This is a genomic window from Psychrobacter sp. SCQQ22 (assembly GCF_015864605.1).
In the GTDB taxonomy this organism is placed as follows: domain Bacteria; phylum Pseudomonadota; class Gammaproteobacteria; order Pseudomonadales; family Moraxellaceae; genus Psychrobacter; species Psychrobacter fozii.
On the sequence record NZ_JADYWZ010000002.1, the window covers coordinates 107,866 to 126,037 of the forward strand.

At 42.8% G+C, this 18,172-nt stretch carries 14 protein-coding genes; 6 read left to right on the forward strand and 8 right to left on the reverse strand.

The annotated features are described in order from the left end of the window. The first annotated feature begins 156 nt into the window (after positions 1-156). The gene (gene accC / locus I6E84_RS03265) at positions 157-1,518 is read left to right on the forward strand and encodes an acetyl-CoA carboxylase biotin carboxylase subunit (protein WP_197216120.1); all 1,362 of its coding nucleotides are present in this window, start codon (positions 157-159) and stop codon (positions 1,516-1,518) included. Positions 1,519-1,688: 170 nt separating this feature from the next. On the opposite strand, the gene I6E84_RS03270 is transcribed toward accC, so the two are convergent. Next, positions 1,689-2,309, reverse strand: coding sequence for a hypothetical protein (locus tag I6E84_RS03270; RefSeq protein ID WP_197216123.1), 621 nt, complete (start codon positions 2,307-2,309; stop codon positions 1,689-1,691). Between the two features lie 251 nt (positions 2,310-2,560). Further along, on the reverse strand, positions 2,561-4,348 hold the full coding sequence (leuA, locus tag I6E84_RS03275; protein WP_197216125.1) for a 2-isopropylmalate synthase: 1,788 nt from the start codon (positions 4,346-4,348) through the stop codon (positions 2,561-2,563). Positions 4,349-4,565: 217 nt separating this feature from the next. Here leuA and I6E84_RS03280 point away from each other — a divergent pair, with 217 nt between their 5' ends. Beyond that, positions 4,566-5,054, forward strand: coding sequence for an Lrp/AsnC family transcriptional regulator (locus I6E84_RS03280; RefSeq protein ID WP_197216127.1), 489 nt, complete (start codon positions 4,566-4,568; stop codon positions 5,052-5,054). Between the two features lie 263 nt (positions 5,055-5,317). On the opposite strand, the gene I6E84_RS03285 is transcribed toward I6E84_RS03280, so the two are convergent. The 5 genes from I6E84_RS03285 to I6E84_RS03305 form a co-directional block, all read right to left on the reverse strand. Next, entirely contained in the window at positions 5,318-6,079 is a 762-nt protein-coding gene (locus I6E84_RS03285; protein ID WP_197216129.1) for a hypothetical protein, read from the reverse strand. 37 nt (positions 6,080-6,116) lie between these two features. Further along, positions 6,117-7,424, reverse strand: a complete 1,308-nt coding sequence (locus I6E84_RS03290; protein ID WP_197216130.1) for an ABC1 kinase family protein — start codon at positions 7,422-7,424, stop codon at positions 6,117-6,119. 90 nt (positions 7,425-7,514) lie between these two features. Further along, positions 7,515-8,309 carry a HesA/MoeB/ThiF family protein gene (locus I6E84_RS03295; protein WP_197216131.1) on the reverse strand — a complete coding sequence of 265 codons (795 nt, stop codon included), beginning with the start codon at positions 8,307-8,309 and terminating at the stop codon, positions 7,515-7,517. A 56-nt stretch (positions 8,310-8,365) separates the two neighbouring features. Further along, positions 8,366-9,244 (reverse strand): peptide chain release factor N(5)-glutamine methyltransferase, encoded by an 879-nt coding sequence (gene prmC, locus I6E84_RS03300; protein WP_197216132.1) that lies wholly within the window; start codon positions 9,242-9,244, stop codon positions 8,366-8,368. Then, positions 9,241-11,223, reverse strand: a complete 1,983-nt coding sequence (locus I6E84_RS03305; RefSeq protein WP_197216133.1) for an AmpG family muropeptide MFS transporter — start codon at positions 11,221-11,223, stop codon at positions 9,241-9,243. The genes prmC and I6E84_RS03305 overlap by 4 nt, the downstream gene beginning before the upstream one ends. 847 nt (positions 11,224-12,070) lie before the next feature. On the opposite strand from I6E84_RS03305, the gene katG reads away from it, so the two are divergent. The 4 genes from katG to I6E84_RS03325 all read left to right on the forward strand — a co-directional run bounded on the left by katG (position 12,071) and on the right by I6E84_RS03325 (position 17,047). Then, positions 12,071-14,248: a catalase/peroxidase HPI gene (gene katG, locus I6E84_RS03310; RefSeq protein WP_197216484.1), complete on the forward strand. Its 2,178-nt coding sequence runs from the start codon at positions 12,071-12,073 to the stop codon at positions 14,246-14,248. A 338-nt stretch (positions 14,249-14,586) separates the two neighbouring features. Next, positions 14,587-15,513 carry a LysR substrate-binding domain-containing protein gene (locus I6E84_RS03315; protein WP_197216134.1) on the forward strand — a complete coding sequence of 309 codons (927 nt, stop codon included), beginning with the start codon at positions 14,587-14,589 and terminating at the stop codon, positions 15,511-15,513. 328 nt (positions 15,514-15,841) lie between these two features. Further along, complete coding sequence (locus tag I6E84_RS03320; protein ID WP_110922941.1) at positions 15,842-16,843, forward strand: LLM class flavin-dependent oxidoreductase; 1,002 nt, start codon at positions 15,842-15,844, stop codon at positions 16,841-16,843. Between the two features lie 48 nt (positions 16,844-16,891). Continuing rightward, the gene (locus I6E84_RS03325; RefSeq protein ID WP_197216135.1) at positions 16,892-17,047 is read left to right on the forward strand and encodes a hypothetical protein; all 156 of its coding nucleotides are present in this window, start codon (positions 16,892-16,894) and stop codon (positions 17,045-17,047) included. An 82-nt stretch (positions 17,048-17,129) separates the two neighbouring features. On the opposite strand, the gene I6E84_RS03330 is transcribed toward I6E84_RS03325, so the two are convergent. Then, positions 17,130-18,161, reverse strand: a complete 1,032-nt coding sequence (locus I6E84_RS03330) for an ornithine cyclodeaminase family protein (RefSeq protein WP_197216136.1) — start codon at positions 18,159-18,161, stop codon at positions 17,130-17,132. Between the last annotated feature and the right edge of the window lie 11 nt (positions 18,162-18,172).

The following is an 18,172-nucleotide window of genomic DNA, read 5'->3' on the forward strand; positions in this document are numbered from 1 at the left end:
CGATAACTTTCGCCACACTTTATCTCATTATGATTGAGACCTCGTTACCATTTGGCATCTGAGTTTGAGTTATAGTGCATTAACTATAATAGCTTAGCGTCACGATGCCAAAATAACGACTCTATCAATGACTGCCGCTTCGACAAGGATGACCCCATGATAAAAAAACTGCTCATCGCCAATAGAGGTGAGATTGCCCTACGTATCGTTCGAGCTTGTAAAGCGCTTGGCATAGAGACCGTCGGTGTCTACTCCACGGCTGATGCCAACTTGATGCACCTGCGTTTTGTTGATGAGGCAATCTGTATTGGCAAACCTAATGCCAATCAAAGCTATCTTGATATCAATACTATTCTAACCGCTGCTGAAATCACTGGTGCCGATGCCATTCATCCTGGCTATGGTTTTTTATCAGAGAATGCTGAATTCGCTGAACAAGTTGAAGAAGCTGGTTTGACCTTTGTTGGTCCTAATGCTGATCATATCCGCTTAATGGGCAATAAAGTTTCTGCTATTAATGCCATGAAAAAAGCGGGTGTGCCTACCGTACCTGGTTCTGTTGGTGCTGTGACACTACATAACGCTGAAGAACAAGCGCGCAATATCGGCTTTCCCCTATTGATCAAAGCAGCTTCTGGCGGCGGTGGTCGCGGTATGCGTGTCGTTGAGCGCTTTGAAGAAGTGATCGGACAAGTACAAGCCGCCAAACAAGAAGCTGAGCTGTGGTTTGGCGATGATACGGTCTATATGGAACGCTATCTACAAAACCCGCGCCACGTAGAAGTACAGGTACTTGGTGACGGTAATGGTAACGCTATCCATCTATATGACCGTGATTGCTCATTGCAACGTCGTCATCAAAAAGTGCTAGAAGAAGCCCCTGCACCAGATATCCCTGACGACGTACGCGAGCCTATTTTAAGAGCCTGTGTCAAAGCATGCGAGCTCGTAAAATATCGCGGAGCAGGTACATTCGAATTTTTATTTGAAAACAACGAGTTCTTCTTTATTGAAATGAATACTCGTGTACAGGTCGAACATCCTGTGACCGAAATGATTACTGGTATTGATGTTGTCGTTGAGCAGCTTAAGATTGCAGCTGGTTATGGCTTGTCTTATCGTCAAAGCGAAATTGAAATCCAAGGCCATGCGATTGAATGTCGTATCAATGCTGAAGATGCTGCGACCTTTGTTCCTTGCCCTGGCACCGTTAGTCAATTGTTTGCGCCAAGTGGCTCAGGTGTGCGTTTTGACTCGCATCTATATCCTGGGTATGAGATACCGACTTATTATGATTCATTGATCGGTAAGCTTATTTGCCATGGCCAAACACGTCAGCAAGCGATATCTAAAACGTTGCATGCACTCGATGAATTAGTGATTGAAGGTATCAAAACCAATATACCGCTACATCGTGATGTGATTTTGGCAGATGATAACTTTGTTCATGAAGCGCAAAATATTCATTATCTAGAAAGAGAGCTTTTGACTGCGAATAAAGAAAAAGCTAAACCATAAGCTATTTCACTGATTCAGTACCTAAAAAACCGCTATCTAAATAGATAGCGGTTTTTTTATTTGTATAAGTAATAGAGTTAGGCGAAGTGCTAGATGATGATGCATATAGCCATATGTAGAAATCGATGAGCGGTGTTCGATAGCGGTGATAGATGATAAACACCTGACCTCTATGGCAACACTTTATGAAAATTCATAAAACACTCTTTTCCTTCAGGGTCTGCACACCACTGCATCTGATTACCATCGTGATTCAAAAAAGCAATCAAGGCTTCGCCAGTCTGATCAACTTGATTACCAGAGCAGTCTATTTCATTATTGTCAGAGACTGTTCTAATCGCAATGACTGGTAGCCCTTCCTCTCGGTGCGTTACCAAATAACGACTATAGGTCCGCTCTTTACCACTCACTGCCCACATCTCATTATCAGCCCCAAAATTATACAGCTCACGGCACTGATTTGGCTTTTTCGCAGATGCGTTCAATGTTGTATTCATATTAGGCTTGATATCAAAAACACGATTTTCACTTTGTGAGAAAATACCGCCCTCTGTACTAGCCATTACTTTAGGCTCGGTACTCTCTGCCTGTTGGGGAGATTTCAGCGTGTCTTGCTCGGCTTTGGCTTCTTTTGTCATCGTAATTGGACTATCTAAGTCGATCTCCCATTGTCCTGCAATAGCTGGACTAATATGGGTAGTAATGGTCGGCTTAGTGATAATTTCACCATTCGCTGGCACTGAAGCCAGAATAGATGCCAATGTCACTGAAGCAAAGGATAGAGGTTCCATGATTAACCTTATGTTTATATTAATATAATAATAGGTACTATATACATTAGCGTAAGTCTTAGACACCAAAAACACAAGTAATATTATGCTATTGGTCTTAGCACGCTAAGCAGCTCAAATATAGATTGTGTTGCGGTAGCACGCTCTAAAATGGCTTTTCTTTTTTTATGCAAAAAAATAACACCATCACTTTACTTGCTATAAATAAGCAAGAAGCGATGATGTTATCTTAAACTTAATGCTTTTTAGTATTAAGCAGTAGTCACAGTGCCAAGTGCTTGAGCAAAGGCTGATAATGCACCTTTTAGCATGGCTGACACAGTGCTACTACAAGTACCGATACCTGAGTAAACCTCACCATCGACATTTAGCTGAATGTAAGCTGCTGCGTTGGCATTGGTTTTGTTATCACGATTGGTGTCATCGTCGATGCCATCACCGTTATTGTGCTGCGGATTGATCGCATGTTCAGCATAATTGATAACATGTATCGACTTGCCTGTATGCTGAGCAAGACCATCGATGAATGATGACAATGGACCGTTACCCGTACCATCAATATTGATGGTTTCACCATTCATTTGTACTTGACCGTCAAAGCACACTTCGCCCGCTTTATTATTGACACTATAATCTAATAGCTCAAACTCACCTTGCTGTAGATAGGTGTTTTCAAAGGTCTGTAAAATCTCGTCATTTTGCAATTCGCGTGCTGCACTTTCAGCTTGCTTTTGTACCACACCGCTAAAGTCAATTTGCATCCAACGCGGTAAGTTAAAGCCATAATTACGCTGCAAGATATAAGCGACTCCGCCCTTGCCCGACTGACTATTGATACGTACGACGTCTTGATAGCTACGGCCGATATGCGCCGGATCAATCGGCAAATAAGCCACATCCCACACGTTGTCTGTTTCGTCTTGATGCTTTTCATTATAGTCGAGAGATTTTTTGATGGCATCTTGATGCGAACCACTGAATGCCGTAAATACTAGCTCACCAACATAAGGATGACGCGGATGCAAAGGCAAATTATTACATTCGCTAACGACCTGAACAATTTCGCTCATATTACTAAAATCAAGCTCTGGGTCGATACCTTGGCTAAACAAGTTCATCGCCATGACCATGATATCCATGTTACCGGTACGCTCGCCATTACCCAATAATGTCCCTTCGATGCGATCCGCACCAGCCAATACACCAAGCTCAGCAGCCGCAACCGCACAGCCTCGGTCATTATGCGTATGCAAGCTGACAATCACATGCTCACGCTGGGCAAGATGACGGCAAAAATACTCAACTTGATCAGCAAAGACGTTAGGCATAGAGGCTTCAACCGTTGCTGGCAAGTTAAAGATTACTTCCTGCCCATGTTGTGGTTGCCATACGTCACAGACTGCGTCACAAACTTCTACTGCATATTCAGTCTCTGTTTGGCTAAAGCTTTCTGGTGAATATTGAAAGACCCACTCTGTCTCAGGATATTTCGCTGCATATTGCTGCAATAGCTTGGCACCGGTGATAGCAATCTCTTTAATCTCAGCTTTGTCTTTGCCATAGACTTTTTCACGTTGAATGCGGCATGTTGAGTTATACACGTGAACCACAGCACGTTTCGCACCTTTTAATGACTCAAACGTACGAGCAATCAAATGCTCACGAGCTTGTACCAAAACTTGCAAAGTCACATCGTCAGGCACATGGTTTTCTTCGATAAGTTTACGAGCGAAATCAAACTCCACTTGCGCAGCTGAAGGAAAGCCAATTTCGATCTCTTTAAAACCCACATCGACTAGGGTTTCAAAAAAGCGCATTTTTTGTTCGATAGTCATCGGATCAATCAGTGCTTGGTTACCATCACGCAGATCCACACTTGCCCATATCGGCGATTTCTCAATTGTTTTGCTCGGCCAAGTACGATCTGGCAACGATGGTGCAAATGCAAATGGACGATACTTTTTATAATCAAAAGCGGCATTTTTGGGTGTAACCTTTGCAGTCGTAGCGGCTACAGTGCGTGTGGCTTGGTTAGACATAATCAATCCTTAAAAAGTATGGGAATTTATGTTGTAGCTAGATGGTTGATGACTAGGTCAATCTTTCTCATACGAGATAACCAATGTTTATGTCATTATAATATCAAAGTTTGCAAGATAGAAATCGGCTTTCTTTTATTAAATTTTAGGTTTTTTTAGTGGAAAAGCTTACATTTATAAGTATAATTAGATGAATCCACTAATAAGGCCATAAATTATGCCAAACAGCCCTTTTGATAGCACATCTTTGGCAGATATAGATGAGACTGATAGACAGTTATTACGCTTATTACAGACTCAGGCACGCATGAGTATCACGGAGCTTGCTGAGCACGTGAACCTTTCAGCCACGCCTTGTGCTCGCCGTATTAAACGCTTAGAGGATGCTGGCGTTATCACTGGCTATTACACCAAAACGGATGCGCAAAAGCTTGGTTACCCGCTGGCCGTATTCATTGCTATCAGTATGGATCGTCATACTGCCGAGCGTTTTGAACAGTTTGAATCCAAAATACAGAGCTTCGATGAAGTCATTAGCTGCAGCATTGTCACTGGACGTTCTGAAGACTATCTCATTAAAGTGAGAGTACGTGACATGGCACATTACGAAGAGTTTTTATTGCACAGATTGAATCGTATCGAAGGCGTTGCCCAAGTACATACCAGTTTTGAGTTACGAGAGGTGTTTAGCCGTAGTGTGGTGTAGACGATCTACGCGATCGTTGACGACTGCCGACGGAACAATATTAATAGTACCAATCCAATCATCAATCCAACAGCAGCAACAAGTTGAAGTATTGGAAAGTGAGAAAAAGCAATTAGCAGCCACAAACGACAAGTAGAATACTTTGCTGAAAGAAGCTGCAAAATTACTCAGATTGTAAGCCTTGACAGGGGTATGGAACGTTAGAAACCTACCAACACTAATAACAATGTGGCAGAATCAGCATTAACTACCCATTTAATTGTTTAATGTATTCTCTTACACATTCCTTTTATTTCTGGACAATCTAATACGAATGGCTGTAGATTAAAATCTTCACCTACATACCACATAAATCTAAATTCTTTTTGATCTGCATATGGGGATGAAGGCTTAACAAAGCCCATTGGACCAGGAGGTCTATTCAATCCGGTATAAGTACGATCTTTATATATAACATTACCCATAGCAGCTTCTTTGATAGTAGTTATTTCGTGAACTCTCTTTGAAACAGCGATAAAGAATCTTCTTGGATGTTTAATCTCAACACAGTATTTACCAAAAGTGTCGCTGAGTATTTCAGGTGAAAACTCAGTAGTAGTACACAAGACATATGCATCTTTAATAAAGGTTGTATTAGTACAATTATCAATACTAACATTGGTGCAATCTGCGCCAATAACTATACTAGCTCGTCTAGCTTTTTCAACGAAATGAGGGTCGTCACTTCCTCCAACTATATAACCTGTATGGTAGGTTTGATAACCTTCCTCTCTATCCCCTTGTTTTGCATCTTCATAACCTCTGCATACTTCTAATGTACTCAGGTATATTTTGCCTTGGATGAAATCCTCTGCCTGCCATTCTTCAGAAAAAAACCTATAAACAGGACCTGTATAGTCATCTAGGATGAATACATCTTTGGGTAAAACGATAGTTAAGCTATTTTTCTTTTTTTGTTTTGCCTTAATTTTCTGTTTTCTTCGTTCTTTCTTTAGATTGCTCGTTGAGCTACTTCTCTTACCCATCTAGTAGATCCTTTGATGTTGTTGTCTCTGTTTTCTCTTACCCTAGCATTTGCACACGCTGATCGCTAAACATATCCATATCAGGTGCAAGCGTACGCATAAAGCGATCAAAATACAGCATCTGCTTAGTCAATAAGGCAAAATCACGTGGGAAATGAATACCATGACGCTTACCTACTTCCACAATCTCAAGCATCATTTGATTGAGCTCATCGGCTTGTTCTTTACTATTAAAAGGTACACCACTCGTAAAGGCTCTATCCTCTGCCATGATGGTCTTCATCATACGCTGTAGATCATCACCCAGTGCCACCACATCGACCTGATTGCCACCATGCGTCATCTCCATATCAATCATATGACGCGCCATTGCTTGATAGTCACTGTCTTGCATGGCTTGCATCATGCCCATACACGCACGCCAGCTTTCCGCTTTTAGCTTACCTACGATACCAAAGTCTAAAAATCCAATGCGGCCATCAGTCAATAACATCAAATTGCCCGCATGCAAATCCGCATGAAAACTATTGCACAGCATCAAACTAGCAAACCATGTGTTCAATGTATCTGCCATAACTTGTGCAGGATCAGCACAGTACTGACGCATGAGCGACTCATCGACCATAGAGACACCATACAAGCGACTCATGGTCAGTACACGCTTAGTGGTCAACGCTTCATATACGGTCGGAGCCACCACACGAGTATTGCCTGATACGGCTAAGAACTGCTGAAAGTCACGGATATTCTGCGCTTCAGCGATAAAATCTGTTTCTGCTAGCATACGCAGACGAATCTCATCGATAATTGGCGCAATACTGGCAAACTTCATCGATGGCATAAGGATTTCAAGTAATTTGGTCACGCCATGCAATACGCCCAAATCCGTCTGCATGATGGTCTCAACGTTAGGCTTTTGCACCTTTAACACCACTTCATCGCCATTGTGCAAGCGTGCAGCATGCACTTGGGCAATAGACGCTGAAGCCAATGGCTCTGAGTCGATATGGGCAAACTTGTCATCCAGCGTCATGCCGTCAGCCGCCAACTCTTCTTTTAGCACCTGCTCGATATAAGCATAAGACAAGGGCGTGGTTTGATCTAAGCAGCTTTGAAAAGCTTTTACGTATTCACGTGGAAATAAAGACGGCGTGCTAGCGATGAATTGGCCAATCTTGATATAAGTCGTACCTAATTGCTCGAACGTTTCTTTTAATAGCATCGCGTCGGGCTTTTCCCCTCTCGCGACTCTGAGCGCTGACAGGCCTGCCACACTCGCCGTTTGGCGAACACGATTGACAACATTGAACGTATGTTTTAATAAATGCGGACGGTGAATTTTCATAAGAAACAACTATGGTCATAAAAAGGATGTGGGAAAATAGACGGTAATATGTGCAGATGAGCCAAGTAGCCACCAACTCATATCTATTGATTAATGACTGCTACAGACAGGACACTCTGCATCTTGGCGATAGCCCATTAGCCGTTGTTGCATTTGGCTACCATCCCATATGAGCAGCTTATTTGTCAGTGGATTTTTGGTTAATCCAAGGTATTGCAGGGCGGCATTGGCTTGCAAATTTCCCATAATCGCAGTCGTGCTAGCAAGCACACCTGAGTTGGCACAAGTACGCTCATCAGACTCTGTATCGCTCACCACTGAACCAAACACGCAATGATAGCAGCCAGTATTTAACTGTGGCTCATACAAAGCTAACTGTCCTTGCATCGCAATTGCAGACGCAGATAATAACGGAATCTGATAACGCACACTAATACGATTGATCACATCACGTGTGGCAAAATTATCAGTACAGTCTAAGAGCAAATCAGGCTTATCGGTCGCTATATCGAGCAATTCATAAGCATTGTCTTCATTCAAACGCGCCACCGTACCGCGAGCAGTGATTAAGGGATTGGTCTTCTCTAACATCTGCGCCGCTGCGATCGCTTTAGGCTTACCGATATCTTCAGGTAAAAACAATGTCTGACGCTGTAAGTTACTGGCTTCAATCTCATCGTCATCAATTAGATGAATATACCCAAGCCCTGCACGCACTAGCGTCTCAGAAGCAGGACAACCTAGGCCTCCTGCGCCTATCATGACCACACGAGACGACTTCAAGCGTATCTGAGCATCAATATCCCAGCCATCGAGTAATATCTGCCGTGCATAACGCAGCAGCTCATCATCCGATAGCTGCGCTGTCTCTAATGAATATGCCATATTTAACCCTTATCTACTACAGTCTCAAATCTATTCTCAAACAAAAAAACTGTCTATTAAATTTGCCCTAGCGTCACACGATCATTATCACCGTAGTCTTTTACCGTATGAACAGACTCAAAGCCATTATCCAGAAACAGCTGTCGAATAGCCACTCCTTGGTCAAAACCATGTTCAATCGCTAACAACCCACCTACACGCAAGTATTGCGAAGCTGTCTGGACGATATGCTCTATATCAGACAGACCTTGATTGGGGGAACTTAATGCGCTAATAGGTTCAGCGATTAAACGAGCCAAATGCTCATCTTCCTCATCGATATAAGGAGGATTGGACACAATCACATCGAATCGCTGACTGTCATCAGTAGGCAGACTGTCGTACCAACTGCTTTGTATAAACTCAATATTGGCAACATTATTGCTCACGGCATTGTGCTGAGCAACGTTAAGCGCCTCTGACGATAAATCAACCGCCACGACTTGCCAATTAGCTTGCTTAAGTTCATGGGCAAGACTAATAGCGATACAACCTGACCCTGTACCCAAGTCAAGCAAGCGCTTTGGTCGACTATCACCTGCACGATTTGATTGCGTATTTATCCAACCTAATACTTGCTCAATCAACACTTCAGTATCAGGTCTAGGAATTAACGTATGCTCATTAACAGTAAACGTCAGCGACCAAAACTCCTGTTGACCCGTCAAATACGCAAGCGGTATTCCTGCCTGCATCTTGGCAACACCTGCATTGAATTGCTCAAATTCGCTGTCTGTTAGCTGATAACCTTCATCTGTCATCAACGCTATCGCAGGCTTATCAACGACATACAACAGCCAGTCCGTTAGCCAAAATGACGGTAGCTTGCTGTTCTCAGCCTCATTCATCCATTGCTGGATGTGCTGCTTTATCTGACGAATATTTGATGCGGTCATATATAGTTCTTAAAAATAACGTACATAGCGAATAATAAGATAAAAACCAGATACAACCACCGCTCTGAAACACGTGGCCGCTCTTTGGTATCACTTAAGTTTGGATTAGACTTGGATAACTTATCCCCCATACCATTACTACTGTTTCCATCACTGTTGTCATCATCGCCATAAATGTCATCGTTGTCGCCAATGACGATATGCTTATCGACATAGTAAATCAGCGCCAGAATCGGAATACCTATTGCAAAGGTAAAAATGAAGAAAAATGGATAGCCCATATTATCGACGATAGCACCCGAGTATCCGCCCATTACTTTAGGAATCAACGTCATGAGTGATGAAAAGATAGCATACTGTACCGCTGTAAAACGAATGGAGGTCAACGCTGATAAAAAAGCAATAAATACCGCACTGGCCAGTCCTGCTGCTAAGTTATCAAATATGACCGCAACATACATAAACGGCAAACTGCCTGGATTGTAAGTGAGTAGCACAAATAACAAATTGGTCACACACGCCAGAATTGCGCCAATCATCATGGCATGCATCATACGGAAACGCTGTGCTAATAGCCCACCCAAGAACCCACCCGCAATCGCCATAATCACGCCGACGAGTTTCACTGCGTTGGCGATATCAGTCTTACTAAAACCCATGTCCTGATAAAAGACGTTGGAGATCACGCCTGCCACAATATCTGAAATACGGTATAAACCAATGAGTGCCAATAATAAAAACGCCTTTTTACCATAGCGTCTAAAGAAATCTAAAATAGGCTCAACCCAAGTGGCCATCGCCACTTCTTTTTTGACCAACCCTACTTGTACGAGCGCATAGCCTGCAGCCATTGCCACACCCAAGCTTATCAGCAGATGTAATGTTTCTACAAAGAAGCTAGAAAACGCGCCTTCGAACTCTGGAAATAATGGTCCAATCAAGACATAAGCCATGACAAATGCAACGACAGAGAATACAAACAGCAATACCAATCTTACGTAATCTTCGCGAGTTTCAGCAACTAATGGGGCTTTATTAATAATTTTAGGTTGGTTGATAATGAAGTACAGCAGCAATAAAGGCGCACAAGCGACCAAGGCCAAAAAGTAAAATTTAATCGTTGGCATTGCCATTAATGGTATTAGCGCTAAGGTACTGCTAAATACTTTATTAACCAAGATATTGATTAAATATATCAAACTAAAAATCAATCCCGGTATTAGTAGTAAACCAGAATAAATCAGGAATACCTTAAGATTGCTCTTCTGCTTTTTGTGTTGCAACGTCTCAGCCGTTGGCTCATAGCTGGCAAACGTGGTCAATACCCCTAACGTCATGACACCTGCCATGATGTAATAAGTATTACGCCATGCCTCATAACTATAAAAAGTCTCATTCGAGCCAAAAAAGTCAGCCAAATATAAAGCGCCTGCCCCAGCGACAATCATACCGATGCGATAGCCTGAGACATAGATAGAAGATAAAATCGACTGCATCGATGGCGGTGCCAACTCAATACGGTAAGCATCAATCACGATATCTTGTGTGGCAGAAGAGAAGCCCAATAGCACCGCAGCACCTGCCATGTAAACTAAAACGTCTTCACTAACAGGGTTTACATTTGCCATCAAAAAGATGGCCAATATGATAAGCAGCTGCGATACCACCATCCAACTACGGCGTCGACCCAACCACTTGGTTAGAAATGGCACAGGAAGCGCATCGATTAATGGCGCCCAGATAAACTTAAACGAATAGCCAAGTGCTGCCCAACTAAACATGGTCACGACGCTACGATCAATACCAGCTTCTCTGAGCCATAATGATAAGCTTGAGAAAATAAGCAGTATGGGAATACCCGCTGAAAAGCCCAAAAATAACATGATAATGACACGGGGGTCTAAATAAGCTTTTGCAGCCTCTCCCCATGATTTTTTGACAGCCGGTTGATTGGGTGGCACAGATTTGACAGCAGACATAGTAGCTCACTAGCACTTAAGAAAAAGAACACAACCGCGCACAATTTTTATCAATCATTACTATCCACAATTGCTATCGTTTATTGATAACAAGGATCGATAAAAATTGCTCAACGTTGTACAAATACGACCATTACAACAAAATTCAATTATGGTACTTGAGAACGCTTACCTTGACTAGACATTCTAATAATATTTTTGAATTAACCATCCTTCATGCTTACTCGTGAAACTTAATTTATAGCCTAGCATTCGCTCTCATTTTAGAAGCATGTGCAGAGATAATATAGCCCTACTCAACGAGTGCATAGTTACTTCTCTCTATAAAAATCCTACTAACCAAATAAAATAGACACTCTCGTCGGTTCGCATCATATTCATTTCAATTGATATTAATTGTTGTTGAGCATTCAAAGTCTATAGAGCTATCATGCTTTAATTCAATCCTATTCGATCACTAGCATCTGATAGCGACCTGCATAGAGCCTTTTTTATCAATCAGTCTTATCACACATATATACCTATTACCTTGCAATCATTATCAATATAAAAAATAAATCACAACACTATCAATGATTGATAATATAAAACCTTATATTTGTATAAATTGGTTTTGTAAATCGATAATTATTCTATATGCTATATATTATGGATTACGCCCATGGACGATAATAAATAACACACACGATGACCCTTTACCTAACGACTGCTGAGGAGCTACCTGATGACTGACTCAAACTCAACACCAAATACTGCAAGCAACACCACTTATGAAAAAGGCGATGGCACTGGACCAACTATTCATAGTGAAAATGCAGATAAATCACACGAGCCAAAACGCCCTAGCATGGGTGGCTGCCCAGTTATGCATCAAGCACATACTACCACTGCATCTGCTGCAACAGATTGGTGGCCAAACGCTCTAAACCTAGATATCTTACATCAGCAAGATTACAAAACAGACCCAATGGGGGCGGATTTTGATTACTCTGAAGCATTCAAACAGCTAGACTTAGAAGCAGTCAAAACTGATCTAAAAAACCTAATGACAGAATCACAAGAGTGGTGGCCAGCAGATTGGGGACACTATGGTGGCTTGATGATTCGTATGGCTTGGCATTCGGCTGGTACGTATCGCCGCGCTGACGGCCGTGGTGGTTCTAATACTGGTAATCAACGCTTTGCCCCTCTAAACAGCTGGCCGGACAACGTCAACTTGGACAAAGCACGTCGTCTATTATGGCCAGTCAAGAAAAAATACGGCAATAAACTGTCTTGGGCAGATTTGATGATCCTAGCAGGTAACATGGCTTATGAATCTATGGGCTTCAAGACTTTAGGTTTTGCTGGTGGACGTGCTGATATCTGGCATCCAGAAAAAGATATCTACTGGGGTTCTGAGCGTGAATGGCTTGCCGCTACCAAAAACCGTTACGACAATGATGAAGAACGTGAATCATTAGAGAATCCTTTAGCCGCTGTGCAAATGGGCTTGATCTACGTCAATCCAGAAGGCGTTGATGGTAATCCTGATCCAATCAAAACGGCACAAGACATCCGTACTACGTTTGGTCGTATGTCGATGAATGATGAAGAGACGGTTGCTTTGACAGCGGGTGGTCACACCGTTGGTAAGTGTCACGGTAATGGTGATGCAACGATACTAGAAGATGAGCCAGAAGGTGCTGACATCAAAGAGCAAGGCCTAGGCTGGCGCAACCCTAAAGGTACAGGTAATGCTGGCGATACAGTTTCAAGTGGTATCGAGGGCGCATGGACCACGAATCCAACCGAATGGAACTATGAGTATTTTGACCTATTGCTCAATCACGAGTGGGCATTAACGAAGAGCCCAGCCGGTGCGTGGCAATGGGAGCCAGTCGATATTAAAGAAGAAGATCGTCCTTTAGATGCGCATGACCCAAGTGTACGCCGTAACCCAATCATGACTGATGCTGATATGGCGATGATTAAAGATCCTATTTATCGTGAAATTTCAGAGAATTTCCACAATAACCCAGAGTACTTCGACGAAGTATTTGCAAGAGCTTGGTTTAAACTAACCCATCGCGATTTGGGACCAAAATCTCGCTACTTAGGTGCAGATGTACCATCAGAAGACTTCACGTGGCAGGATCCAATTCCAGAAGGTAACGCTGATCTGAGTGCTGATGATATCGATCGCCTAAAAGCACAGATATTGGACAGTGGTATTGATCATCGCGAGCTTATTATTACCGCATGGGATAGCGCTCGTACGTTCCGCGCTTCGGATTATCGTGGCGGTGCCAATGGTGCACGCATTCGTTTAGCGCCGCAAAAAGACTGGTTGGGTAATGAGCCTGAGCAATTAAATCGCGTACTTGCAGCACTTACGACTATCCAAACGAACTTTGATAAAGAAGTAAGCATAGCGGATCTAATCGTATTGGCTGGTAATACCGCCATTGAAAAAGCCGCAGCGAGTGCAGGTGTTGAGATTGAAGTACCATTCAATGCTGGTCGCGGTGATGCTAGCGACGAGATGACTGAAGCCGAAAGCTTCTCTGATCTTGAACCGTTACATGATGGCTATCGCAACTGGATTAAAGGCAGCTACGTGGTATCTCCTGAAGAGATGCTATTAGACCGTACGCAGCTAATGGGTCTAACGGCTCCTGAAATGGTGGTATTGATCGGTGGCATGCGTGTCCTTGATACCAACTATGCTCAGAACCAACAAGGCGTCTTCACTGAGCGTGCAGGTACGCTTAGCAATGACTTCTTCGTGAACCTGACTGACATGAGCTACACTTGGAATCCTGTTAAAACCGATAACAATGAAGCCACGACACTATACGAATTGCGTGAGCGCGCTACTGGCAACGTGAAGTGGCAAGCCAGCCGTGTCGACCTCGTGTTTGGGTCTAACTCTATCTTACGCGCTTATGCTGAGCTCTATGCACAAGATGATAACTTAGAAAAATTCGTTAAAGACTTCGTTAATGCTTGGAATAAAGTCATGAATGCGGATCGTTTTAGCTAAGACTCACTGAAGGTAACATCATTATTTAAGTTGTAAACTAAGACAGTCATCGAAAGGTGGCTGTTTTTTTATGTTTATAGCATATTGTCTCAGGGTATGCCCTCATTTCAAGGGTCAACAACTCGCTGACAAAAGACGGTATAAATACTTTTAGAGACTCTAAAAAATTTCCAATATACCTTGTTTATACTTATATTCCAAAAAAATATAAATAGATAACTATTTAGTATATACAAGAATAACCACTTTGTTTTACACTGTTCTCTTACTATACATTGATAGATTTTTATTTTATGTATACGGACAGGGTTTGTATATTTATATAACAGGACTAAGTTATGGCAATCGATGTAGTGGTCAATCAGCGACATTTACAGATTCAGCTCAAGCAGCTGGAAACAGTATGGCATACAGTGATTAATGGCTATAACTTAAGTCAAGCGGCGACCGTGCTACATACCAGCCAATCAAGTCTGTCAAAGCATATTGCGGCGCTTGAAAACCAGCTAAAGACCGAGGTTTTTGTGCGTCAAGGCAAACGCCTGACAGGTCTTACGACCATGGGCACAGCGCTCATGCCTCACATTGAGTCTATCTTCGCTGAAATTCGTACCATTGAAAATCTTAGTCTTGATTTTAATAACCCAAATATCGGCACGTTGACTATTGCCACCACTCACACGCAGGCTCGCTATGTATTGCCGCAAGTGGTAAAAGAGTTTAAAGAGCGTTTTCCTAAGGTCAATCTAATCCTACAGCAGGCAGATCCAGAGACCATCGCCCAAATGGTCATTCGTGGTCAAGCCGATATTGGTATCGCAACCGAGTCTTTGCTGCACAATAACTATCTACGCTGTTATCGCTATTATGATTGGACGCATCGGGTCATCGTACCAAGCGACCATGAACTTGCCAATAAAGAGTCTATTGATTTACCGACTCTGGCTAGCTATCCGATAGTCACTTATCACGGCGGCTTTACAGGGCGCGGCGCGATTGATAAGACTTTCGACGAGGCAGGATTAGAGCCAGATATCGTGCTAGCAGCACTTGATGCTGATGTTATTAGCACGTATGTCGGTCTTGGTTTAGGCATTGGTATTATCGCCGAGATGGCGTTTGAGCCGAGTCATTATCAGAACTTGACCGCGATTCCAGTCGATCATTTTGGTCGCTTTACCAGTTGGATGGCAGTACGTGACGATGCCGAAATTCGCCAATATGGACGTGCTTTTATGGAATTATGCCAAAAGCAATTTAGTTAAAAGCTACCTTAGCTAAAAAGCCTTTTAAATTCAAAAGACAAATTGGCTAACATTTCTATCCATACAAAATTCAACCGCACCCTCGTCACTAGATAAGGGTGCGGTTTGCTTTTCATACTGCCATTTCTGTTAGAAACTTACTCTCAATCTTCTCCTATTGTATTCACATCACATTATTAATATTTGTTATCGTCTCCATCTCTGACCTTTATATTCAGTAGAACTGCCCCATCATGTTAAAGGTCAAGCACTCAACGTTTTTTATAAGCAGCCTATAAGACTGTCAGAAAAACGATGTATGCTTTTAAACTGACCAAACAGGTGATTTATGAGTAAAACCATTCCCTTATCTTTTTTAGACCTCGCACCCGTACCTCAAGGCAAAACTATCGCTGAAGGTATTGCCCAGACCGTTGACACTGCACAGCAAGCAGAAAAATTCGGTCTAAACCGCTACTGGATGGCCGAGCATCACAACATGCCCGGTATTGCTAGTGCAGCAACTTCAGTACTATTGGCTCATATTGGCAGTCAAACCAAGCGTATACGTATCGGTGCAGGCGGTGTCATGCTACCCAACCATGCGCCGCTCGTCATTGCTGAGCAATTCGGCACTTTGCAAGCATTGTATGGCGATCGTGTAGACTTAGGTCTGGGCCGTGCACCCGGTACTGATGGTGCGACTTTTCAGGCGTTACGCAGACAAATGAAAGATGCGGAGCGCTTCCCGCAAGACGTACAAGAGCTGATGTACTTTTTAGGCAATGATACAGATGGCAGTGCTGTGCAAGCGTTCCCAGGAGCAAAATCAAACATTCCTATTTGGATATTAGGCTCGTCTCTCTTTGGTGCGACGCTAGCTGCACATTTTGGGCTGCCTTATGTATTTGCCTCTCACTTTGCCCCGCAAATGCTTGAGCAAGCGATTACCGCTTATCGTGAGCAGTTCAAGCCATCCGCTTATTTAGACAAGCCTTATGTCATGCTAGCCGCGAACTTGTTACTGGCAGATGATGATGCGACTGCACAGTATCACTTTACCTCAGCGCAGCAAAGCTTTGTACGCTTGCGCCGTGGTGAAACAGGTCAAATGCCAAAGCCTACTCACGATATGGATAGCATCTGGAGTCAAGCAGAAAAAATGATGGTAGATAATGCATTGTCAGTATCGTTCATCGGCTCTGTCGAAACCGTCAAACCAAAACTTGCTGCATTTCTCGCACAATATGAGCCAGATGAGCTGATTGTGACTGCCAACATCTACGATCAGGCAGCTCGTTTGCGTTCACTTGAACTTACATCTGAGCTAAATTTGTTTACTTTACAATGATATAGGACAATTGCATAATTATTGATAAACCCTAATAAGACAAGTGCTATGGAAACTTCTACTTTGATTGGTTCATCGATATTTTTGTACATTGTCGCGTTCCTTGCTGTGATGGTCGTTGGCGGTTATTTGACGTACCGCACTAGCCCAAAACGCAAACAGCGTAGAGAAGACAAACGCAATAAAGACAATTTGAATTCATAAAAAAAGCCTCCTTCTCTTATTTGAAAAGGAGGCTTTTTTAATTTCGCGAATCATCATTTATCATTTTAAATGATAAGCAGTTTTACCAATCTACTGAAGAACCTAGACTCTGTTGTTGGGCTTGTTTTGCCACATATAATGCAACTGCCGCATCGAAACTGGCTGCACCGACCGATTTAAATAGCGTAATACCTTTATCGCTCTTAACACTTTCTTGTTTTAATGCTGCTGTGACTAGCGCTTGCAAATCACCGCTCAGGTCATCCCATACCCACGTACAGTCATCGCTGTCATGCGCCTGAATTAAGTCACCCGCTTCGTGATGGCTGCCAGCCAAATCATCCACGATGACCATCTTACTATTGGCAATCACATCATTACTTATCTCTTTCATCGAAGGCTGATAGGCCCCGACTGCATTGATATGTACTTCAGATTTGATTTGATCAATACTAAATAAACCTTTAGTGGCTCGGGTTGCTACGTTAATAATATCGGCATCACGGACGGCATCGTCTAACGCTTCACAGACCTGAATGTCTACATTCCATTGGGCATAATCACGGGCAAAACGCGTTTTAAACTGCTGCGCTCCTTCATGATTTCTATTCCATAAATACACCGTTTTAATCTCTGGACGTACCGTTAGCACCGCATGCAATTGCTCATAGGCCATACCGCCACAACCAACCACTGCGACACTATGGCAATCGGCTTTTGCCATATACTTGGTCGCGATACCTGACAATGCGGCGGTACGTACCTGCGTAATATAGATGCCGTCCATAACTGCTAGTATAGCGCCAGTATCGTTATTTGATACGGTAACAATAGCTGTGGTCGTTGGCATATCACGACTGGGATTATCAGGACAGATAGTCACTAACTTTACGACCGTGTATTCGTTCTCACCATCATACATCGTGGCTGGCATAGATAGATGTGATCCTGAACGATGACTATCAGAATCAGTAAAGGTACTTATCACCAAACGCTCAGGGGATTTAATCCAATTAGGATGTGCTGCTTGCTGATGTAACAATGTCTCAATTGCATCAATGGCTGCCTGCATATTAAGGTGTTCCGTCACGACTTCTTTATTTAACAATTGCACTTTTAGTGCTC